General features: G+C 63.8%; 18 protein-coding genes and 1 pseudogene. 8 read left to right on the top strand and 11 right to left on the bottom strand.

From position 1 onward, the window contains the following. The first annotated feature begins 39 nt into the window (after positions 1 to 39). Positions 40 to 1053 (top strand): sugar-binding transcriptional regulator, encoded by a 1014-nt coding sequence (locus tag ACHMW7_RS02835; protein WP_395446373.1) that lies wholly within the window; start codon positions 40 to 42, stop codon positions 1051 to 1053. Between the two features lie 114 nt (positions 1054 to 1167). Further along, positions 1168 to 1536, top strand: coding sequence for a hypothetical protein (locus tag ACHMW7_RS02830; protein WP_395446372.1), 369 nt, complete (start codon positions 1168 to 1170; stop codon positions 1534 to 1536). 17 nt (positions 1537 to 1553) lie between these two features. Here the strand turns inward: ACHMW7_RS02830 and ACHMW7_RS02825 are convergent, their stop codons facing one another. Then, positions 1554 to 2528 carry a sugar-binding transcriptional regulator gene (locus ACHMW7_RS02825; RefSeq protein ID WP_395446371.1) on the bottom strand — a complete coding sequence of 325 codons (975 nt, stop codon included), beginning with the start codon at positions 2526 to 2528 and terminating at the stop codon, positions 1554 to 1556. A gap of 264 nt (positions 2529 to 2792) precedes the next feature. On the opposite strand from ACHMW7_RS02825, the gene ACHMW7_RS02820 reads away from it, so the two are divergent. From ACHMW7_RS02820 to ACHMW7_RS02800, 5 genes are all read left to right on the top strand, one after another. Beyond that, a complete protein-coding gene (locus ACHMW7_RS02820) occupies positions 2793 to 3779 on the top strand; it encodes an ABC transporter substrate-binding protein (RefSeq protein WP_395446370.1) in 987 nt (328 codons plus the stop codon). 129 nt (positions 3780 to 3908) lie between these two features. Next, a complete protein-coding gene (locus ACHMW7_RS02815; protein ID WP_395446369.1) occupies positions 3909 to 5612 on the top strand; it encodes an ABC transporter permease in 1704 nt (567 codons plus the stop codon). After that, complete coding sequence (locus ACHMW7_RS02810; protein ID WP_395446368.1) at positions 5600 to 6679, top strand: ABC transporter ATP-binding protein; 1080 nt, start codon at positions 5600 to 5602, stop codon at positions 6677 to 6679. The genes ACHMW7_RS02815 and ACHMW7_RS02810 overlap by 13 nt, the downstream gene beginning before the upstream one ends. Then, the gene (locus ACHMW7_RS02805) at positions 6676 to 7836 is read left to right on the top strand and encodes an MBL fold metallo-hydrolase (protein ID WP_395446367.1); all 1161 of its coding nucleotides are present in this window, start codon (positions 6676 to 6678) and stop codon (positions 7834 to 7836) included. Before ACHMW7_RS02810 ends, ACHMW7_RS02805 begins: the two co-directional genes overlap by 4 nt. 8 nt (positions 7837 to 7844) lie before the next feature. Continuing rightward, entirely contained in the window at positions 7845 to 8579 is a 735-nt protein-coding gene (locus ACHMW7_RS02800; RefSeq protein WP_395446366.1) for a 5'/3'-nucleotidase SurE, read from the top strand. Positions 8580 to 8586: 7 nt separating this feature from the next. Here the strand turns inward: ACHMW7_RS02800 and ACHMW7_RS02795 are convergent, their stop codons facing one another. The 3 genes from ACHMW7_RS02795 to ACHMW7_RS02785 form a co-directional block, all read right to left on the bottom strand. Then, the gene (locus ACHMW7_RS02795; protein WP_395446365.1) at positions 8587 to 9129 is read right to left on the bottom strand and encodes a chloramphenicol phosphotransferase CPT family protein; all 543 of its coding nucleotides are present in this window, start codon (positions 9127 to 9129) and stop codon (positions 8587 to 8589) included. A 64-nt stretch (positions 9130 to 9193) separates the two neighbouring features. Beyond that, positions 9194 to 10381 carry an MFS transporter gene (locus ACHMW7_RS02790; RefSeq protein ID WP_395446364.1) on the bottom strand — a complete coding sequence of 396 codons (1188 nt, stop codon included), beginning with the start codon at positions 10379 to 10381 and terminating at the stop codon, positions 9194 to 9196. A 90-nt stretch (positions 10382 to 10471) separates the two neighbouring features. After that, positions 10472 to 10678 (bottom strand): DUF1127 domain-containing protein, encoded by a 207-nt coding sequence (locus tag ACHMW7_RS02785; protein WP_395446363.1) that lies wholly within the window; start codon positions 10676 to 10678, stop codon positions 10472 to 10474. A 135-nt stretch (positions 10679 to 10813) separates the two neighbouring features. Between ACHMW7_RS02785 and ACHMW7_RS02780 the strand changes: the two genes are divergently transcribed. After that, on the top strand, positions 10814 to 12322 hold the full coding sequence (locus ACHMW7_RS02780; protein ID WP_395446362.1) for a winged helix-turn-helix domain-containing tetratricopeptide repeat protein: 1509 nt from the start codon (positions 10814 to 10816) through the stop codon (positions 12320 to 12322). A gap of 261 nt (positions 12323 to 12583) precedes the next feature. On the opposite strand, the gene ACHMW7_RS02775 is transcribed toward ACHMW7_RS02780, so the two are convergent. The 7 genes and pseudogenes from ACHMW7_RS02775 to ACHMW7_RS02745 all read right to left on the bottom strand — a co-directional run bounded on the left by ACHMW7_RS02775 (position 12584) and on the right by ACHMW7_RS02745 (position 19376). Continuing rightward, positions 12584 to 13645 (bottom strand): ABC transporter ATP-binding protein, encoded by a 1062-nt coding sequence (locus ACHMW7_RS02775; RefSeq protein WP_395446361.1) that lies wholly within the window; start codon positions 13643 to 13645, stop codon positions 12584 to 12586. A gap of 76 nt (positions 13646 to 13721) precedes the next feature. Next, entirely contained in the window at positions 13722 to 14543 is an 822-nt protein-coding gene (locus tag ACHMW7_RS02770) for a carbohydrate ABC transporter permease (RefSeq protein ID WP_395446360.1), read from the bottom strand. Further along, positions 14543 to 15427, bottom strand: a complete 885-nt coding sequence (locus ACHMW7_RS02765) for a carbohydrate ABC transporter permease (RefSeq protein ID WP_395446359.1) — start codon at positions 15425 to 15427, stop codon at positions 14543 to 14545. Before ACHMW7_RS02765 ends, ACHMW7_RS02770 begins: the two co-directional genes overlap by 1 nt. A gap of 243 nt (positions 15428 to 15670) precedes the next feature. Beyond that, positions 15671 to 16999, bottom strand: a complete 1329-nt coding sequence (locus ACHMW7_RS02760; RefSeq protein WP_395446358.1) for an extracellular solute-binding protein — start codon at positions 16997 to 16999, stop codon at positions 15671 to 15673. 19 nt (positions 17000 to 17018) lie between these two features. After that, the gene (locus tag ACHMW7_RS02755) at positions 17019 to 17867 is read right to left on the bottom strand and encodes an ROK family protein (RefSeq protein WP_395446357.1); all 849 of its coding nucleotides are present in this window, start codon (positions 17865 to 17867) and stop codon (positions 17019 to 17021) included. A gap of 5 nt (positions 17868 to 17872) precedes the next feature. Continuing rightward, positions 17873 to 18560: pseudogene (locus ACHMW7_RS02750) on the bottom strand (N-acetylmannosamine-6-phosphate 2-epimerase). Between the two features lie 69 nt (positions 18561 to 18629). After that, entirely contained in the window at positions 18630 to 19376 is a 747-nt protein-coding gene (locus ACHMW7_RS02745) for a GntR family transcriptional regulator (protein WP_395446356.1), read from the bottom strand. Between the last annotated feature and the right edge of the window lie 130 nt (positions 19377 to 19506).

The following is a 19506-nucleotide window of genomic DNA, read 5'->3' as shown; positions in this document are numbered from 1 at the left end:
TCCTTGAAAAGTGATGTGAACTGAAACGGGGGGAGCCGCGTGAGCAAGGGTGTCAAAGGGTCGGGTGGAAAATCGCGTGCCGCCGAGACACCTCAGGATGTCGAGAATTCCCCGACCGACAGCCGGGCCGACCGGCTTCGCGTCCGCGCCGCCTGGATGTATTTCATCGAACAGATGACGCAGAACGACATCGCCGAGGTCCTCGGCGTCGGCCGCGTCACTGTGGTCAGGATGCTGGCCGAAGCGCGTGCCCGCAACGAGGTCAGGATCGCCATTGAGGGCGACCTGTCCGGCATCGTCAGGCAGGAGCGCGAACTCGAGCAGAAGTTCGGCGTGCAGCGCGCAATCGTTGCCCCGCTTTCCATCGAGGGGGCAGATCCGATTCCTGCCATAGGTGCTGCCACTGGCGACTATCTGTCCGAGGCGATGAAATCAGGCATGTCTGTGGGTGTCGGCTGGGGCCGCACACTTACCGGGACCTTGCCGTTCATCAGCGGCAAGCCGCTCAGCGATTTCAGGGTCATTTCGCTGCTTGGCGGTGTTGGCGTGGCGCGCCGCACAAACCCGGCCGAATTCGCCTGGCGCTTCGCTCAGGCCTTCCAGGGCGACGGCTACCTCATTCCCGCGCCGGCTGTCGTCGACAGCGTCGAGACCAAGCGCGCGCTGATCGAGCGCTGCGGCCTGCACGAGGTCTTTGCGCTCGCCGACACGCTTGACGCCGTGCTTGTCAGCGTCGGCGACATCGCCTCGGCCAGTACTTTCTATCGCGGCGGCTTCCTCACCGAGGCCGAGCGCAAGAAACTGGCTGCCAAGGGCGCGGTCGGCGATCTCATGTTTCACTTTTTCGACCGCAACGGCGAACTGGTCGACCACCCGATCAACGACCTGGTCATGTCGGTCGACGTCGACCGGATCAGGCGCGCCCCGCTGCGCATCCTGACATCAGGCGGCACCGACAAGATCGACGCGCTGCTGGGGGCGATGAAACTGGTGCGGCCGACAGTTCTGATCACCGATGAGCATAGTGCCAAGCGGATGATCGAGGCGCCCTGAGATGCATCGCGCATGCGCTGCTTGTCATCGTTCGGGGTGACCTGCATGATCACGCGACGGTGCCACGATCGAAAAAAAACACGAGCCGTGAGCTTTGCCACCACTGGAGGTTACATGCCTGATTTCAATCCAGAGAATGTCCGCTCCCTGGTCAGCAAGGTCATGAGGGCGTCGCCGTCCGACGTCAGATTGATCGTGCAGCGGCTGCATGACCACGCCGTCGATGAGCGCATGTCGCCTGAGGCCACCAAAGCTTTTGTCGCCGAACTCGGCTATGGCAGCCTGGAAACCTTCTGCGCCGATATCGGCCTACCGGCTCATATCGCGGAGCGCTGGGGCCGCTTCGGCGTTTCAGGTGAAATGCGCCAGGTCTTCACCTTGCTTGCCGCGCAGCGCACCAAGATGGCCGAGGCGATCGCCGAATTCGAAGCGATGACCCATGTCGGCATCGAAGACTTCCTGCGTGACAGGGGCCTGCTCTAGGCCGCTGCTCGCAGCCTCTAGGGCAGCTTGGTCAGTGCCGCCGCACTGTCGCTGTCGGTGATCAGCACATTGGCCTTGACCGCGGCAAGCGCTGCGCGAATGGCCGGGATCTTGCGCTTGCCGCCGGCGGCAAGTACCAGGTTCGGCACAGCGCCGACGGCCTCAAGGTCGACGGCCATGACCCTGTCGTTGACCTCATGCTCGACCATCCGGCCCTCGGCATCGATGAAGTAGCACAGCATGTTGGCGACAGCGCCTCTGGCCTTGAGCGGGGCAACGAAGGATTGCGGCACGATGCCATGGCGGAAGATGGTGGCGTTTGCCGACATCTCGCCGACGGTCAGCAAAGCAATGTCTGCCTTGGCCGCGCGCTTGCGCACATCCACCAGTTCAGGCTGTGCCCACAACAGATCACGAAGCTCGCGGCTGTGCGCGATCACAGGTGCGGTGATCTGGTAGCTGTCGACGTCGAAGGCCTCGGCCACCTTTGCGGCGACGGTTGAGGGATTGATCCATTGCGAGTGCGGCAGGCTGCCGACCAGGGCAACGACGCTGGCGCCCTTGAGATGCCTTCGGCTGAGGAACCCGATGCTGGAATGCAGCGTGGCGCCGCCGCCGATCGCCAGCGTCATGCCGTCCTGCATCTGCTCGTCGAGATAAAGCGCGATCGCATGGCCGATCGACCTCTCCAGGTGCTCGTCGCCTGAAGGCGTCGGCACGACGATGGCGGCATCGAGGCCCCACTGCCTTTCCAGTGCCCGTTCGAGCTCGACCTGCCTGGTGGTCTGGGCGTTGATGGTCGTCACCACCACCCCGTCAGCGGTACAGGCGGCGAGTGTCCGCATCACCTTGACCCGGGTCACCTTCAGCTTGTCGGCGATCTGCTCCTGGGTCAGCCCTTCGACGTAGTAGAGCCATGCCGTCTTCACCGCGAGGTCGGATGAGACCATCGCCGCGCCTGCCTTTACCGGCGCTGCATTCTTTGTGCTCATCCTGTCTGCCCCTCGATGCCGTTTCGATTCCGAAGAATGGCTTTTCTTACACCACATGCAAGGGCCGGATGACCGTCCGAAACCGTCTTTTCAGGGTCAAAATTTCGCAATGCAGCATGTTCATTTGTATTTGACAGGCAACAAATGATCATATCATAAATGTGTCAGCGTTCTGTCACCCAAGTGTCAAACGCGCTGTGTAGGGAGGTCGTGGCACGCGGATCTGAAGCCGACTTGCCATGTGTGGACACAACAGGAGGTTTCATGAAAACGACATTCGTCAGGCTGGCCGCGAGCCAGCTCGCCTTGGCAATGGCGCTGTTTGCAGGTGCGGCCAACGCCGAAACGCTGACCCTTTACACGTCCCAGCCGGAAGCCGATGCGACCAGGACCGTCGAGGCCTTCAAGAAGGCGCATCCCGACGTCGATGTGCAGATCTACCGCTCGGGAACCAGCGATGTCCTGGCCAAGCTCGCTGCCGAGTTCGCCGCCAACAGCCCGCAGCCCGATGTGCTGCTGATTGCCGATGCGGTCAGCATGGAACTGCTGAAGAAGGAGGCGCGGCTGATGGCCTATCCCGAGGCCAAGCTCGATGGTTTCGCGGCTGACTCCTACGATGCCGACAAGACCTATTTCGGCTCCAAGCTGATCACCACAGGCATCGCCTACAACACCGCCGCTGCTGAAAAGCCCGAGCATTGGGCTGACCTGGCCAAGCCTGCCTATGCCAATGGCCTGGTCATGCCGAGCCCGCTCTATTCGGGAGCCGCCGCCTACCTGCTTTCCGGCTTCACCGGCAATGCCGATTATGGCTGGGGCTATTTCGACAAGCTGAAGGCCAACAACACCATCTCCGTGCGCGGCAACGGTGCTGTGCTGAAGTCGGTTGCCAGCGGCGAGAAGCCCTACGGCATCCTGGTCGACTTCATGGCGATGAATGCCAAGGCCAAAGGCTCGCCGATCGAGTTCGTCTTCCCGTCCGAGGGCGTGCCCGCCGTCACCGAGCCGGTGGCCATTCTTTCGACGGCAAAGAACGTCGCCGGCGCCAAGCAATTCGTCGACTTCATTCTTTCCGACGAGGGCCAGAAACTCGCCCTCGACCAGGGCTATCTGCCGGCCAAGTCTTCCGTCGGCCGCCCAGCCTGGCTGCCCGAAGGCGTCGAGGTCAAGGTCATGAACTTCGACGTCAAGACGATCGTCGAGAAGATCGAGGCCGACAAGACCAAGTTCTCCGGCCTGTTCGGCGGATAACAGCCATTGGCATGCCCCGGAAGGCTCATCGGCCTTCCGGGGCTCCATTCGCAGGTTTGAACTGTCGATGCGCCTGCGTCGCTCGGCGCCCTTGCAAGGGAGAGCCGCCCTGTTTTCCGGAACCGAAAAATGTCTGTCAGGCTGAAACAAGGTCGAGGCCAGGAATGGGCCATGACGGTGGTGGTCGCCGCACTCATCGTGCTGTTGTCCATCCTGCCGATGCTGCGCCTGATCCAGGAGATCTTCGCTCCGGGCGGCACCGTGTCCACAGCGGCGATCAGCGCCGGCCTGACCAACGCGACGACCTGGGTCGCCACGGGCAATACGCTCGTCGTCGGCTTTCTCGGCACCGCGCTGGCCGTGATCCTCGGCACGTCGATCGCGCTGCTTGTCACGCTCACCGATGTGCGTGGTCGCAGCGCCTTCGTGCTGTGTTACGTCATGCCGTTGATGATCGCGCCGCAGGTGACCGCACTTGCCTGGCTGCAGCTGTTCGGCCCGGCAAGCCCGTTGCTCAAGCTGTTTGGCATTGCGCCGCCGCTGGGCAGCCGCAACCCGCTTTATTCGCCCGAAGGCATCATCCTGTTGCTTGGCGTGCAATACGGGCCGCTGGTCTTCCTGCTCGTGCGCGCCGGGCTGAGGAAACTGCCGCGTGAGCTGGTCGAGGCCGCCCGCGCCAGTGGTGCTGGCTGGTTCACTGTGCTGCGCACCATCGTTTTGCCGCTGATGACCCCGTCGATCGTTGCGGCGGCGGCACTCGCCTTCGTCTCATGTGTCGGCAATTTCGGCATCCCCGCCTTCCTCGGCATTCCCGCCAACTATCTCGTGCTGCCGACGCTGATCTACCAGCGGCTTGCCGGCGGCGGCCCTGCCGTGCTCGGCGACGCGGCCTTCCTGTCGGTCCTGATCGGCCTCATCGCCATGGCCGGTATCGTCGCCCAGGAGATGATGAGTCGGCGTCGCGATTACCGCATCAGCTCGACGTCGCTTGCCGCCGAGCCCTATGAATTGGGCAAGTGGCGACTGCCGGTGCAGGTCATGATGTGGTGCCTGATCGTGCTGATCCTGTTCCTGCCACTGCTTGGTCTGCTGCTCAGCTCGCTGGTGCCCGGCTACGGCATTCCTCTCAATGCCGCCACCGCCACGCTCGACAACTACCGCTTCGTCCTGTTCGAATATGGTGCGGCCAGGCGCGCCTTCCTCAACAGCTTTGCGCTGTCGCTCTCCGCGGCCATCTTCGCCGTGCTGGTCGCGATCCCGGTCGCCTATCTCGTCGCCTGGAGCGGCAAGAAGTGGGTCAAGTACCTGAACCTCGCGGTCGAACTGCCCTACGCCTTGCCGGGGGTGGTGCTGGCGATTGCCTCGCTGCTGCTCTTCCTCAAGCCCATCCCGTTCACTGGCGTCCAGATCTACAACACCGTCTGGATCATCCTCTATGCCTATCTCGCCCGCTTCCTGGTGCTGGCGCTGCGGCCAACCATCGCTGGGTACCACCAGATCGACCGGGCGCTGGAGGAGGCGGCGCGCATCGCCGGTGCTGGCCTGTTCACCCGCATGCGCACCATCATCTTCCCGCTCGTCGCGCCGGCAGCACTTGCCGGCGGCCTGCTCATCTTCATGACCGCGCTCAGCGAGCTGACCGTCTCGGCGCTGCTGTGGTCATCGGGTTCCGAGACGATCGGCGTCTTGATGTTCTCCTTCGAGCAAGGCGGCGATTCCAATTACGCGTCGGCAATTTCGGCGATCACAGTGGCGATAACCTTCGTCCTGATGCTGCTGGCAAATCTGCTTGCCGCCCACCTACCCAGCGGAGTGCTCCCATGGCGGGACTGATCATCAACGGCGTCACCAAGACCTTCGGCGACTTCGACGCTGTCAAGGACGTCTCCATCGATGTCAGGGACGGGGAGTTCCTGGCCGTGCTGGGGCCGTCCGGCTGCGGCAAGACGACTTTGCTCCGTCTCGTCGCCGGGTTCGAGAACGTCACCTCAGGCGATATCCGCATCGGCAACGAGATCGTCTCCACCGCCGATGGCTGCGTTCCACCGGAGAAGCGGCGCGTCGGCATCGTTTTCCAGAATTACGCGCTGTGGCCGCACATGACGGTTGCCGAGAACATCGGCTATTCGCTCAAGGTCGCCAAGGTCGATGCCGAGACCCGCAAGCGCAGGGTCGACGACGCCATGGCGCTTGTCGACCTCAAGGGTTTCGGCGACCGCCGGCCGGCCAATCTTTCCGGCGGCCAGCGCCAGCGGGTCGCGCTTGCCCGCTGCCTGGTCGCGGCACCATCGCTGGTGCTGTTCGACGAACCGCTGGCCAATCTTGACGTCCATTTGCGCGCCGCGATGGAAGACGAGTTTGCCGCCTTCCACAAACGCACTGGCACAACGATCGTCTACATTACCCACGACCAGGCCGAAGCCATGGCGCTGGCCGACCGTATCGCCGTCATGGACAATGGCCGCCTGGCCCAACTCGCAGCACCCCGCGAACTTTATAGCGAGCCGGCCAACGAGATGGTCGCCTCCTTCATCTCCGAAGGCATCGTCATTCCTGCCCAGGTGCTCAGTCCGGCCGAAAGCGGTCATATCAGGGTGGGCGTGCTCGGTCAGGAGATCGTCGTTCGCTGCCGCGAGGGCGAGAGACCACGCGACAACGCCAAGATCTGCTGCCGCGCCCCTGAAATCTCGGCGGCTGCCGCTGGCGAACCGGGCATCGACGGCACGGTCAGGCGCGCGGTCTACAAGGGCGGCGTGGCACGCATCGAGTTTGCCCCGGACGCCGATCCGTCCGTCACGCTGCATTTCGAGCAGCCCGACCCCAATCCGTTCGAAGCTGGCGCCAAGGCGCGCGTCCGCATCGCCTCCGGCTGGCTGATCCCCGGCGGTGCTGCGGCATGACGATGCGGGTCGATCTCTGCGGCGGCTTTGGTGAGAAGGGGCGCACCTGCGTGGCCATTTCAGGCGGTGGCCAGCGCATCCTGCTCGATGCCGGCATCAAGGTCGGTGCTTCCGGCGCGGAGTACTACCCGGTACTTGCTGGCGGCATCGATGAACTGGATGCGGTACTCATCTCGCATGCTCATGAAGACCATGTCGGCGCGCTGAGCTGGCTGCTTTCGCAAGGCTATGGCGGGCGCATCCTGATGACATCCGAGACACTTGAGGAAGCTCCAGCGACGCTCGGCGCCTATGCCGATCCTGACGAATTCAAGCGTTTTCCGCTTCCTGAGGAACGAATAGAGCTTTTTGAGCCCGGAGACATCTTGACGATCGGCGGTCTGCAGGTCGCCACCGGCCGCTCCGGTCATGTCGTCGGTGGTGTCTGGTTCGCGGTCGACGACGGCAGCCGCAAGGTTGTCTATTCCGCCGACGTGGTGCCCGACAGCAGCGTGTTCGTCATGGACCCGATGCCGCGTTGCGACCTCTTGGTGTTCGATGCGTCCTATGGCGCCGACTTGGTCAGCGGTGCGGCTCGCGCCCAGGCGATCGGCGAGTGGGTCGCTGCCCATCCGGGAGGCTGCCTTCTGCCGACGCCGCTGTCGGGCCGCTCGCTCGAACTGATGGCCGTTCTCCCTGGTCCCATCGCCATCCACGCCGGCATGCGGGCTTCGCTCGCGGCCCAGATCGAGGCGAGGGCGGCTCTCCATCCGGCGATGGTCCCACAATTGCGGCGGCGCCTGACTGATGCCGCCGACTGGCACGACGACGATGGCTTGCCGGCCTGCGCACTGCTTGCCGACGACGGCATGGGCAAGGCCGGGCCGTCGGCGACGTTGCTGCCGCTGGCCGATGCCGCCGGCTATCCCGTCCTGCTCACCGGCCATCTGCCGGCGGGTTCTCCGGGCGAGGCGTTGCATGCGGCTGGCCGGGCCGGCTGGATACGCATGCCGACGCATCCGACGCTGTCGGGCAACCTCGCCATCTGGGAAGGTGCCGGACGGCCGGTGGCGCTTGGCCATTCCTGCCCGCCCGACGCACTCGCTGGGCTTGCGCCGCACATGCCGTCGCTGCGCATCGACCTGTACATCGGCGACAGCTACACTCTCGCTTCTTGAGGTCCGCCATGAAAATCCTGATCTGCAACGACGACGGCATCGCCGCGCCGGGCCTGGCCCGTCTCACGGCGGCGGCGCAAACCATCAGCGACGATGTCTGGGTTGTTGCGCCCGAGCGCAAGTACACCGCCGCCGGCCCGTCTTTGACCATGGCCGAGCCGATCACCATGCGCCGCATCGCCGAACGCTGGTATTCCTGCTCCGGCCGGCCTGCGGACTGCGTCGTCACCGCCATGACCTGGCTGCTTGCCGGCGACGACAGGCCCGACATCGTTCTTGGCGGCATCAATGACGGCCGCAACGTCGCTGAAGACCTTGCCTATTCCGGCACGCTCGGCATCGCCCGCGAGGCCAGCTTCTGGGGTGTTCCGGCCATCGGCTTCTCGCAGGTCAAGTCGCCCGACATCCGGCCAAGCGACGATGCCTGGCTCGGCGGGCTGATCGCCGACCTGTGGCGCAAGCGGGCGGACTGGGTGCTGGAGGGCCATTGGCTCAGCATCAATCTGCCATCGTCGCTACCGGCCGAAATCCGGCAGCCAAAGATCGGCCGCGACAAGATCGCCCGGCGCTCGGAGGTCGTCGAACAGGACGGCGATCGCACCGTGCTCGTCTTACCGAGGGGCCGTGAGCGGACGAGCGTCAAGGGCGACGAAAACAGCATCATCGATGCCGGCTACATCACCATCAACCGCATCAACTGGTTTGGCGAGACGCGCCTTGCCGACAGCTTTCTGAAGGCGTGACCGCCAGTCAGAGCCGTATCAGGCTGAAGCTGGAGCTGCGTTCGGTCTGACGCCAAGCGTCGAGCACTGTCGCGACATTGGCGTCCACGCCATCCGTCGTGTCCAGTTCCAGGTCGTAGGTCTTGCCGAGATGGATTGTCTCGTAGTCGCGTTTAGCGCTTCCCAGCGGCCGGTCGCCGCGTGCGCTTTCGCGTTCGATCAGCAGTTCCAGCGGACAGTGCACGGCGACGAAGAACACGTCGTGTTGCGCAAAAGAGCCGGAAAGGGTCTCAAGCCACCCTGGCGTATCCAGTATGTGTTCAAGGATCAGGTTGTTGCCGGCGTCGGCATAGGCGACAAGCGACGCGTGGAAGCCGTCGAAGAAAGCCTTCCTGGACTCGGCCCAGGCAAATTCCCCGCTGCGGAAGCGGCTGAGGGGGAGAACGCCGGAGTCGCGCAGGTGGTCGATCGAAATGTGCCAGAACGGCCTTTCGATGCGGGCTTGCAGTTCTCTTGCGATGGTGGACTTTCCGCTGCTGGATGCCCCATGCAGGAAAATGATCTGCGCCATGTGATGCCTCGGCTCCTCTTGGGGCGCCGTTTTGTTGCCGCGATATGTCAGGCGTATGACCGCTCTACTCCGGGGCGCCGTCGATGCCGAAGCGACCACGTCGTCGCTCCACCAGCAGACACACTGCCAGCGCGGCGCATGCCAGGCCTAGCGCCAATGGCAGTCCCTGATGTCCGATCAGTTGTATCGCCAGGCCCGTCGCAGGCGAGCCCACGATGCCGCCGATGCCCCATGCAAGCGCGAAACCTGCATTGCCGGCGATCAAGGCCTGGCCGGTGAAACGCTCGCCGAGCTGGATCAGCGCCATGGTGTAGATTCCGAAAGAGGCCCCGCCCCACAGGAAGACAACGGGCCAGATCAGCCACGCGTCGAAGACCTGTGGCAACAGCAGGCAGCCAGCCAGTGAAGCCAGGACACAGGACAGCATGGTTCGCGTCGAGCCTAGCTGCTCGGCCATGCGCCCGAGCAGGATCTGCAGCAAGGCGTTGCCGGCGATGAAGCAGGTGATGAGCGAAGCGATCCTGCCTTCGGCGCTGCCGAGCGCTGCGCCATAGACCGCAAACAGGGAAATCAAGGTCTGCTCGAAGGCGGCGGCGGTGAAAACCGCAAACAACAGCAGCGGCGCAAGGGTGAAGAAGTCGCCGATCGACGTTGCCTCACCGTCATGCGGCATCCTTGGCATGCGCGGTACGACCGCAAGTACGATCAGGCCGCAGGCAAGGAACGCCACGATGCCGACCATAAAAGGCGGCCAGCCCTCCGTACCGACCAGGCCGAGCGATAGCGGGCCGATGGCGAAGCCGCCCGAAACGATCGCTGAATAAAGGCCCATGATGCGACCCCGCCGGGATGCCGGCGTGATCGCCAGCAGCCAGGTTTCACTGATCACGTAGAGTGGATTGGCAAAGAAGCCGAGCAGGAAGCGCAGCGGCATCCAGGCCCAGGCGTCCTGGATCAGGGCGATGGCGACCAGGGTGGCCGCAGCCAATATCGAACACAGGATCGCAAGCCGCGCTGCTCCCGCACGCCGGGTCAGCCCGGGAATGACGGGCGAAGACACGATGAAACCCAGCGGTGTCATCGCCGCCGACAGGCCGATCAGGCTTGCCGTCGTCCCTTGCCGCTCCAGGATGAAGCTGAGCAGCGGATAGGTCAGTCCCTGTGCCACGGCAAATACCGTGACGGTCGCAATGACACCCGCCATCGCGGCCCATGGGATCTGTCGCTGCGTTGTCGTGCTTTCGGCCGTCATGCAGACCTCGATGCAGGGCAGCAGGGCAATTCTGTCACGTGGCGAACCACTGCTGCACGAAGAAACTGGCGGTCAGGTGTCATCACAGCCTCACGCTTGCCAGAAGTGTTTGGCGATCTCCGTCTCGACCTGGCGTCGTGTCAGGCCGATATCGTCGATCAGATGGGGATCGGCTTTCAATTTCTGTTCGAGTTCCCAGCGGAAGCGTATCCGCCAGCGCCAGGTCGCTATGGTGCCTGGCAGGTTCGCCCATCTTGCCTGAGGCGAGGCCGGTGCAACCTTGCAAATATCGTTCATAGCAACCTCGTCCGGCCTTGAGATGCTGGACCCCTCGACCTCGATGAGGATGACTTCTGCAGAATACGAACCGCGTCGTCCTTAAGTCCTGCCAAATAGTTCCAAAAACTTCCAAACGGGCTATAGATGCGCCGCATGCAGGGAGCGCGTTTTGCCTTTGGTCCGTTCGTGCTTGATCCGGATGCTGGAACGCTGGTCCGGAACGATGGTCCTGTGGCCGTCAGCCACCGCGGGCTGAAGCTGCTTGCGGCGCTGGTCGGGAGACCGGGCGAAATCCTCGGCAAGTCCGAGTTGATGGATGCGGCCTGGCCGGGCACCTCGGTCGAGGAGGGCAACCTCACCGTCCAGATCGCGCAGCTCAGAAAATTGCTTGGTCCCAACGACGACGGTGGCGAATGGATCTCCACGGTCCCGCGCGTCGGTTACCGCTTCACCGGTGCGGTCGAACAGCTTGGCGTAGCCAAGCAAAAACCCTTGCCGCTACCCGACAAACCGTCGATAGCCGTGCTGCCCTTCGTCAATGTCAGCAACGATCCCGAGCAGGGGGCTTTCGCGGACGGGTTGACCGAAGACCTGATCACCGACCTGTCCAGGGTGCCCGGGCTGTTCGTCATCGCACGCAACTCATCCTTTGCCTACAAGGGGAGGGCGATGGACGTGCGCACGATCGCAGGCGACCTCGGCGTGCGCTATTTGCTGGAGGGCAGCGCACGGCGCGCCGGGGGCCGCGTGCGCATCAACGCCCAACTGGTCGACGCGCGGAACGGCGATCATATGTGGGCGGAACGCTTCGACCGCAGCGTGGACGATATCTTCGCCGTCCAGGACGAGGTCACCGGCAAGATCGTGGAGGCGTTGCTCGGCCGGCTACGCACCCAGCCTTCGCGCACCCGGCCCAGGAATCTCGAGGCCTACGATCTTTGCGTGCGGGCGCGCAGGCTGATCGATGATTCGCCGCAGATGGCGCGGGAAGCGCATCTGATGCTGACGCGCGCGGTTTTGCTCGATCCTGACTACGCCGAGCCCTATCGCTGGCTTGCCATGAACCATTGGATGGGATGGGTGCATTGGGGCGGTCCGACAGAAGCTGACCGTGGCGTTGCCTTGGAACTGGCGCGCAAGGCTGTCGCGATAGATCCCAACGATGCCGGCTGCCGCTGGATCCTGGCTTACCTGCTTGCTTATGAGCGTTGCTTCGCCGAGGCGGATGCGGAATTCGCCCGGGCGATCGAGCTCGACCCGAACGAGGCCGATACCTGGGCGGCGCTCTCCGACATTGCTGTCCTTGCCGGGCGTGTCGATGAAGGGCTTGAGAACATTCGCAAGGCGTTCCGGCTGAACCCGTTTCCGGCAAGCTGGTACTATCTGACACTCGGCCAGGCGCAGTATGCGGCCGGCGACTACGAGGCAGCCGTCGATACGTTGCGCCGGGACGAGACCTACCGAACGAGTTCACGCCGTTTCCTGGCGGCAAGCCTTGCCCAGCTCGGCCGGCTCGACGAGGCGCGTGCCGAGGTCGAACTGTTCCTTGTCGGCAATCCGCATTTCACAACGCGCCACTGGGCGACGACGGAGCCATTCCGCGACGCCGCGACGCTTGAGCATTTCGTCGGTGGCTTCCGCAAGGCCGGCCTTCCTGAGTAACGCGCCGGCGTGACACCAACGGGCAATCTTGCGTACGACAACCCATTGGCATCGCTGCAAAGTCGCACCAGAGGTAGAACCCACCCCCAGTGTGAAACCGCGAATTGGCAAGCCTGCAATAGGCTAATGGCCGCGCCGCAGACGCCATTGCGCTAACGAATGGATGCGATCAGGCATGCATGCAGAAATTGCCGGAGGCCTTTCTATCGCCACTGCCCCCCCCGGAGATCATCGCCCTGTGAGATGGGGGCGATTTCGCGCTCAAGCAAGGCGGGCGATGGCCTCGCCCTGGGCGTCGAACAGTGACACGCGCGCACTGTCAATAGCTATACCGACCGTCTCGCCTACGCGAACTGCGGTGTCTGCGGGCGCACTGACGTTGATCAGGCCAAGCTGGTCATTGCGGATGAAGACGCTGGTGTTGCCGCCGAGATATTCGGCGACCTCGACTGTGCCGCGGCAGTTGCCGTTGTCGGGAGCCACAAGTGCCAGATGTTCGGGGCGGGCGCCGAGCTGGGTCGGCATGCCGGAAAAGGCGAGGGACAGCACGCCCTGGCCGGCGAGGTCAAGCTTGGCGTCGCCAGATGGGGCGCAGGCGAGCACGTTCATCTTGGGGCTGCCGATGAACTGGGCGACGAACAAATTGGCGGGACGCTCGTAGAGCTCGTGCGGGCTGCCGTGCTGCATGACGCGGCCTTCCTTGAGCACGACGATGCGGTCGGCCAGCGTCATCGCCTCGACCTGATCGTGGGTGACATAGATCATTGTGGCACCAAGCGCCCGGTGCAGCTTGGCGATCTCGAGCCGCATGTCGACGCGGAGTGCTGCGTCCAGATTGGACAGCGGCTCGTCGAAGAGAAAGGCAACCGGCTCGCGTACGATGGCGCGGCCGATGGCAACGCGCTGGCGTTGGCCGCCCGACAGCTGGCGCGGGTAGCGGTCGAGCAAATGGGTGAGCTTCAGCGTGTCGGCAGCCTGGTCGACCTTGGCCTTGATTGCATCCGGCGAGAGTTTCGCGAGCTTGAGCCCAAAGCCCATGTTCTGGCGCACGGTCATGTGTGGATAGAGCGCGTAGGACTGGAACACCATGGCAAGCTGGCGCTCGACCGGCGCCGCCTTGGTGACGTCCCGGCCATCGATCAGCAGGCGACCGGAGGTGGTCTCCTCGAGCCCCGCGATCATGCGCAAAAGCGTGGACTTGCCGCAGCCCGAGGGGCCGACGATGACGACGAACTCGCCATCCGAAATGTCGAGGTCGAGATCCCTGATGATCTCGGTGCCGCCATAACGCTTGCCGGCCTTTTGCAGTGAAATCGTAGCCATAGAACCTCCTGGGAGAAACTCTTGTCTGCACATCGTGCTTTCCGAAAATCACAGGATTTTCGGGCCGACGTGCGTGTCAGCCTTTGACCGCGCCGGCCGTCATCGACCCGCTGATCTGGCGATACATGACGAGGCCGAGCAGCATCGGCGGCAGCGCGCCGACGATCATGACGGCCGAGGCCACGCCCCACTGCACGCCGCCGCCGCTGGCGGCGAAGAAGAACGAGGCGCCGACGGTGATGGGCACCGCCTTGGACGTGGTCAGCATCAGGCCGAACAGGAACTCGTTCCAGGCGGTGATGAAGCCGAAGATCAGGCTGGTGACGATGGCCGGACGGCAAAGCGGGGCGATGACTTTTGTCAGGATCTGGAAGCGGGTGGCACCGTCCATCAGGGCTGCTTCGTCAAGCTCGCCCGGCAGGTCACGGATGGCGTTGACCAGGATGACGAGCGCCAGCGGCAGGTTGACGATGGTGAGGATCAGGCCGAGGCCTAGACGTGTGTCGAGAAGCGCCAGCCACTGGAACATCATGTAAAGCGGAATGGCGAAGATGATCAGCGGCACGGCACGCAAATTGACGATGAAGGGCAGGAGCGTGCGTTCGCCGAGCTTGCCGCGGGCGATCGCGTAGGCTGCGGGCAGGGCGAAGGCGACTGCTAGCAGGGTGCCGAGTGCGGCGACCGCGACGCTGTTGGCGAGATAGAGGAAGATGTTGAGCCGATCAGACACGGTGAAGACGGTGGCGTAGTTTGCGAGCGTTGGCGCGTAAACCCATAGGCCGGGATTGGTCGACAGCTCGCGTGCGCTCTTGAACGAGGTCGAGAGCGTGACGAGGATCGGGAAGTTCATCGCAAGGGCGGCAATAGCGAAGACGATCCAGCGGAGGGCGGTGATCATCAGCGGGCTCCCTTGCGACGGGCGGCAAGCGCGTTGAGGCCGTAGAGGACGGTGAACGACACGGCAAACAGGATGACGGAGGCCGCGACCGCCTTGCCGATGGCGCCCTGTTTGAAGAAGGCTTCATAGATGTAGATCGACAGTGAGGCGGTCGAGCCGCCCGGGCCGCTGCCGGTCAGCACATAGACATTGTCGAAGACGCGGAAGCCGTCGATGAAGCGGATGAGCAGGGCAACCACGATTGTCGGTGCCATCAGCGGTAGCTCGATGTAGCAGAGCCGGTGGCGATAGCGCGCACCGTCCATGGCGGAGGCTTCGATGATCTCCTTGGGGATGGCTTGGTAGGCCATGTAGAAGAGCAGGAAGGCGAAGGGCGTCCACTGTAGCGTCTCGACCACTGTTAGCGTCCAGAAGGCCGAAGCCGGCCCGAGGAACGAGAAGCTCGCGCCGAACCAGGTCCAGAGATAATAGGGCACCGGGCCGACGAACTCGTGCAACACGAGGCGGTACATCAGGCCGACGAGCGCCGGCGCCACCATCAGCGGCAGCATAAGGATCGCCATCAGCCAGCTGCGCTTTTCGATCAGTGGCGACAGGAAGATGGCGAGGAACAGGCCGATCGCGCATTCGAGCACGGCAGTGAGCAGGCCGAAGCGGAAGGAGAACCAGCTTGCCTGCCAGAAGGAACTGTCGTTCCAGACGGCAGTGAAGTTGGAGAAGCCTGATATCTCGGGGCTGCGCAGTGTCTCGAAACTGACCTCGGAGACCGAATAGACGAGGTTGACGATCGCAGGGAAGCCGAGGAAGACGAGCAGGAACAGCACCAGCGGCACTGCCAGAAGCCGGAATTCGGACGAGGGGGCGCGTTGCGAAAACGTTGTCATCAAAACCGATCTAAGGCTGGCGTTCCAATGGAAGCAATGGCTGCTGGCCGACCCGGAAACCGTGGCCGTCATCAAGGCATTCATCTGGACAGGCTCAGGATTCGGCACCTCGGACCCACGCGGGCAGAAAGGGGTGCCAGGATCGCCCGGCCATGCCCAGGGCATGGAAGCGCGGGGAGATGCCGAATCCTGAACCTGTTGGGGGTGGCCGGCGGGGGCATTGCGCCGCCACCGGCCAACCGCTTACTTGAGCAGATCGGCCATGCCCTTTTCGGTGTTGCCAAGCGCGTCGTCGAGCGACTGCTGGCCCGACCAGTAGCCGGTGAACTCCTTGGCCTGGAGCTCATAGACCGAGAGCGCCTTGGCCGAGGTGCCGCCGTTCATGACATAGCCGTACTTGCTGGCGAATTCGCCGAGCTTGACCAGGTCGGGACGGTCGGCTGCCACTTCCTTGACGACGTCGGGTGTAAGCGCCGGTGCGCCGTTGTTCTTGGCATAGATCAGAGCTGCTTCCTTCGACGACAGCCACTTGATGAAGGCCTTCGCGCCATCCTTGTTCTCGGCATTCTTGTTGAGGCCGAAGCCGAGGCCGTGGATGTGGGTGAAGCGGCCCTCGGGGCCGGCCGGCGGGGCGATGGTCTCGGTGACCTCGGCGACCGCGGGCGACTTCTCCTTGGAGGTCAGGTCGGAGGCGGCGGCGTTCCACTGCATCATGGCGGCGACCTGACCTGACGCGTAGGCGGCGTTGGCCTCGGCGAACTCGTAGGACAGCGAGTCGCGCGGGGTGGCGCCGGCGTCATAGAGCAGCTTGTAGATCTCGAGGCCCTTGCGGTAGGCGTCGGAGTTGACCGTGACCTTGCCGCTCTCGTCCATCCAGTTGCCGCCATAGGAACGCGGCAGGGACTGGAACACCATCATGTTGAAGAGCAGGTTCTTGAGCTGCAGCACGGTGCCGTAGCGTGTCGGGCTATCCGGGTTCACGGCCTGCGTGAAGTACAGCGCGGTCGCCGCATAGTCGTCCCAGGTCCACTCGTCCGGGTTCTTCGGCTCGAGCTTCTTGCCGAGGTGCTTTTCGGAGATTTCGGCGAACTTCGCCTTGGCCGCGTCGTCCTTGAGCAGCGCCTCGATCAAGTCCTTGCGGTAATACATGAAGTGCAGCGACAGGTCGGTCGGCACGCCGAACTGCTTGCCTTCATACTGCATGGTGGTCAATACCGAGTCGCCGTAGACGGCCTTGGCCTCGTCCGACAGCTCGACCGGCTCCATGAACGGCGCGTAGCGTCCGATGGAGTAGGTGGCGAGCAGGTTGGCGTCGAAGGCCTTGGAGCCGGCGGCAAGGTCGGCCTGCAGCTTGTCCCAGAAGCCGTCACGGTTGAAAAACAGCAGCTCGACCTTGTTGGCGGCGGTGACATCAGACTTGGCGTTGTAGGCGTCGGCGGCGGCGCGCAGCGCGGTTTCCTCGGGGCCGCCCGGCCAGCCGAGCACGGTCACCTTGGCGAAGGCGGGCCCCGCCATCAGGCTGACTATCGCAGCCGCGATCAGGCCGCCCTTTCTGAGCGTCGAAAATGTCATGTGGTGTTCTCCCTCTAGGTCAGTTCTGACGTTTTGCTAGATCCGCGATGCCCACGACGCCGGCGCTCTCTCCGAGTGCTGCCGCGTGAAGCTGCGGGGTGAGCCGTGGCGGCAGGTTTCCCAGCGCCTGCCGGACGGATTCGAGATAGCCAGGTGCAAGGCCTATGCCGCCGCCGATGACGATGCGGGCGGGGTCAAGCATGAGCTGGATGTTGCGGCACAAAAGGGCGGTCTGGCTGACCGATGCCTTGATGATGTCTTGCGCCCAATTGTGGCCCGCGGCAGCTGCCTCAAAGACCTCACGCGCGGTGGCGCCGGCCTGATGCGGTGCGGCCTGCGCGGCGATCCAGTTGCCGGAGACGTGGTCCTCGAGAACGCCTGCATTCTCGTCCAGGCTGCGCAGGAGGCCGAAATGACCAGCGAGCCCGCCGAGCACGCGGCCGTTGACGACAATGCCGCCGCCGATGCCGGTGGAGATGGTGAGGAAGACGAGGTCCTCGCCCTGGCCGGCGCCGCTGGAGAACTCGCCCCAGGCGGCGGCCTGCGCGTCGTTGGCGGCGAGCACGCTATCGGTGCCGGCTAGCCTCTTGACGGTCGCGACCAGCGGGAAGCGGTCGGGGATATCAAGGGTCTTGCGGTTGAGCGGCGACCAGCACCCGTCGTCGACGATGCCGGAAACGGCGACGCCTACGGTGTCGTAGCGGCCTTTCCAGCCAGAAATTGCGTCGAACAGCGCCGTCAGCCACTGCTCGGGATCGCCGCTGCGCGGCGTCGGCATCTTGTGCGTTTCGACCACCTTGTCCCTGCGCACCAGGGCCGCGAGCATCTTGGTGCCGCCGATGTCGAGCGCGAGAACGGTGTCGGCCATGGCGATCAGGCTCCGGCCTTGGCGATGGTTTCGTCGAGTGCGGCGCGGAACCATGAGGTCACATATTCGGGGCGGGTAATGGCCGAGCCGACGACCACCATGGATGCACCTGATGCCAACGCCTGCTGCGCCTGGGCGGGGGTGCGGACATTGCCTTCGGCGACCACGTAAGGCGTGAGCTTCCGCATCGCCGCCACCAGCGCGAAGTCGGGCTCGGTGGGTTCTACCGCGCCGGTGTAGCCGGCAAGCGTGGAGCCGACGACATCGGCGCCCTCGGCCAGCGCCTGTTCGGCGTCGGATATGGTGGAGCAATCGGCCATGGCGGCACGGCCATGGGAATGGATGCGCTCGATGAGTGCCCTGGTCGCAACCGGGCGGGCACGCTGGGTGGCGTCGTAGGCGATGATGTCGGCACCGGCCTCGGCGAGCGCATCGACGTCTTCGAGCCAGGGCGTGATGCGGACGGGTGTGTCGTTAAGGTCGCGTTTGACCAGCCCGACGATCGGCTTGCCGGTGGCGGCGCGGACGGCGGCGACATACTCGGCGGATTTCAACGCGCAGCGCTGCGGCGCCGCCGTCGATGGCTGCCAGCGCGAAGCCCACGACCATCTCGGCCTTGTCCATGGCGCCACCCTTGACGGGCTGGCAGGACACGATGAGACCATTGTCGAGGGCGGCGAAATCAAGCGGCACGCGGGCATCTCCTGTGATGCCCAGACGGTAGCAGTCTAAGACCAGATTGCAACAGGATTTGAACTGGTATTATCGCATCAATTCGATGACGAAGTCGTAGACGTCGCCGCGGTATTTGGTCTGGGTGAATTCGACGATCTGGCCGTCGGCGAGGAAGCAGCGTCGCTCCATGACCAGCAGCGAGGTGTCCTCCGGTGTGGCGAGAAGCTCGCGTTCCTCGTCGGTGGCGGGCTTGGCCTGCATCCGCTGCAGCGCCCGGACCGGCAGGGCGCCGGTGGCCTCGAGATATTCGTAGAGCGATTCTCTGACCGCCTGGGGGTCGGGCACGAAGCGGGCCGGCAGCGTCGCGATCTCGATGGCGATCGGCGTGTCGTCGGCGGTGCGCAGGCGACGCAGGCGCACGACCTTTTCGCTGCCGGAGATACCCAATGCCATCATTTCGGCCGGCGAAGGGCGTGAAATCTCTCGCGAAATCCACACGCATCCGGGTTCCAGCCCGCGCGAGCGCATGTCTTCGGAGAAGCTGGTCATGGTCGCAAGCGACTTCTCCAGTCGCGACGACACCACGGTCTTGGCACCCTGGCGGCGGTCGAGCAGCCCGTCTGAGACAAGACCGTCGATGGCTTTGCGTACGGTGACGCGCGAGATGCCAAGTGCTTCGCACAGCGTGCGCTCGCTGGGGATGACGGCATTGCGCTTGAGCTGGGTGGTGGAGATCGCCTGTTTGATGGCGTCTTCCAGCCTTCGGTAAAGCGGTTCGCCGCTCTCGTCTGAAAGCTGTCTTGTGAGGAAGTCGAGGATTGCTTGATCGCCCATCGGAACCACCTGTGAAAAGTCGCTCCTTTATGCATAATTTTTTTCAGGTGTTAAACTGGTATTGTTCTTGTCAGGCCTTTTTGCGGGTTTTTGACCCACCGCTTGCCTTGTTCAGAAGCCAATGCCCTAC

This window comes from Aminobacter sp. UC22_36 (assembly GCF_044056035.1).
Classification (GTDB): domain Bacteria; phylum Pseudomonadota; class Alphaproteobacteria; order Rhizobiales; family Rhizobiaceae; genus Aminobacter.
Note: the sequence above shows the minus strand (reverse complement) of the source record. Positions and strands in the feature narration are given on the sequence as shown.

Excerpts from the sequence above, each read along its gene's own strand:
- ACHMW7_RS02765 (WP_395446359.1), bottom strand. The coding sequence starts at position 15,427 with ATGACAACGTTTTCGCAACGCGCCCCCTCGTCCGAATTCCGGCTTCTG.
- ACHMW7_RS02800 (WP_395446366.1), top strand. The coding sequence starts at position 7,845 with ATGAAAATCCTGATCTGCAACGACGACGGCATCGCCGCGCCGGGCCTG.
- ACHMW7_RS02755 (WP_395446357.1), bottom strand. The coding sequence starts at position 17,867 with ATGGCCGACACCGTTCTCGCGCTCGACATCGGCGGCACCAAGATGCTC.
- ACHMW7_RS02810 (WP_395446368.1), top strand. The coding sequence starts at position 5,600 with ATGGCGGGACTGATCATCAACGGCGTCACCAAGACCTTCGGCGACTTC.
- ACHMW7_RS02780 (WP_395446362.1), top strand. The coding sequence starts at position 10,814 with ATGCAGGGAGCGCGTTTTGCCTTTGGTCCGTTCGTGCTTGATCCGGAT.
- ACHMW7_RS02805 (WP_395446367.1), top strand. The coding sequence starts at position 6,676 with ATGACGATGCGGGTCGATCTCTGCGGCGGCTTTGGTGAGAAGGGGCGC.
- ACHMW7_RS02745 (WP_395446356.1), bottom strand. The coding sequence starts at position 19,376 with ATGGGCGATCAAGCAATCCTCGACTTCCTCACAAGACAGCTTTCAGAC.
- ACHMW7_RS02795 (WP_395446365.1), bottom strand. The coding sequence starts at position 9,129 with ATGGCGCAGATCATTTTCCTGCATGGGGCATCCAGCAGCGGAAAGTCC.
- ACHMW7_RS02790 (WP_395446364.1), bottom strand. The coding sequence starts at position 10,381 with ATGACGGCCGAAAGCACGACAACGCAGCGACAGATCCCATGGGCCGCG.
- ACHMW7_RS02760 (WP_395446358.1), bottom strand. The coding sequence starts at position 16,999 with ATGACATTTTCGACGCTCAGAAAGGGCGGCCTGATCGCGGCTGCGATA.
- ACHMW7_RS02830 (WP_395446372.1), top strand. The coding sequence starts at position 1,168 with ATGCCTGATTTCAATCCAGAGAATGTCCGCTCCCTGGTCAGCAAGGTC.
- ACHMW7_RS02825 (WP_395446371.1), bottom strand. The coding sequence starts at position 2,528 with ATGAGCACAAAGAATGCAGCGCCGGTAAAGGCAGGCGCGGCGATGGTC.
- ACHMW7_RS02785 (WP_395446363.1), bottom strand. The coding sequence starts at position 10,678 with ATGAACGATATTTGCAAGGTTGCACCGGCCTCGCCTCAGGCAAGATGG.
- ACHMW7_RS02820 (WP_395446370.1), top strand. The coding sequence starts at position 2,793 with ATGAAAACGACATTCGTCAGGCTGGCCGCGAGCCAGCTCGCCTTGGCA.
- ACHMW7_RS02770 (WP_395446360.1), bottom strand. The coding sequence starts at position 14,543 with ATGATCACCGCCCTCCGCTGGATCGTCTTCGCTATTGCCGCCCTTGCG.
- ACHMW7_RS02815 (WP_395446369.1), top strand. The coding sequence starts at position 3,909 with ATGTCTGTCAGGCTGAAACAAGGTCGAGGCCAGGAATGGGCCATGACG.
- ACHMW7_RS02775 (WP_395446361.1), bottom strand. The coding sequence starts at position 13,645 with ATGGCTACGATTTCACTGCAAAAGGCCGGCAAGCGTTATGGCGGCACC.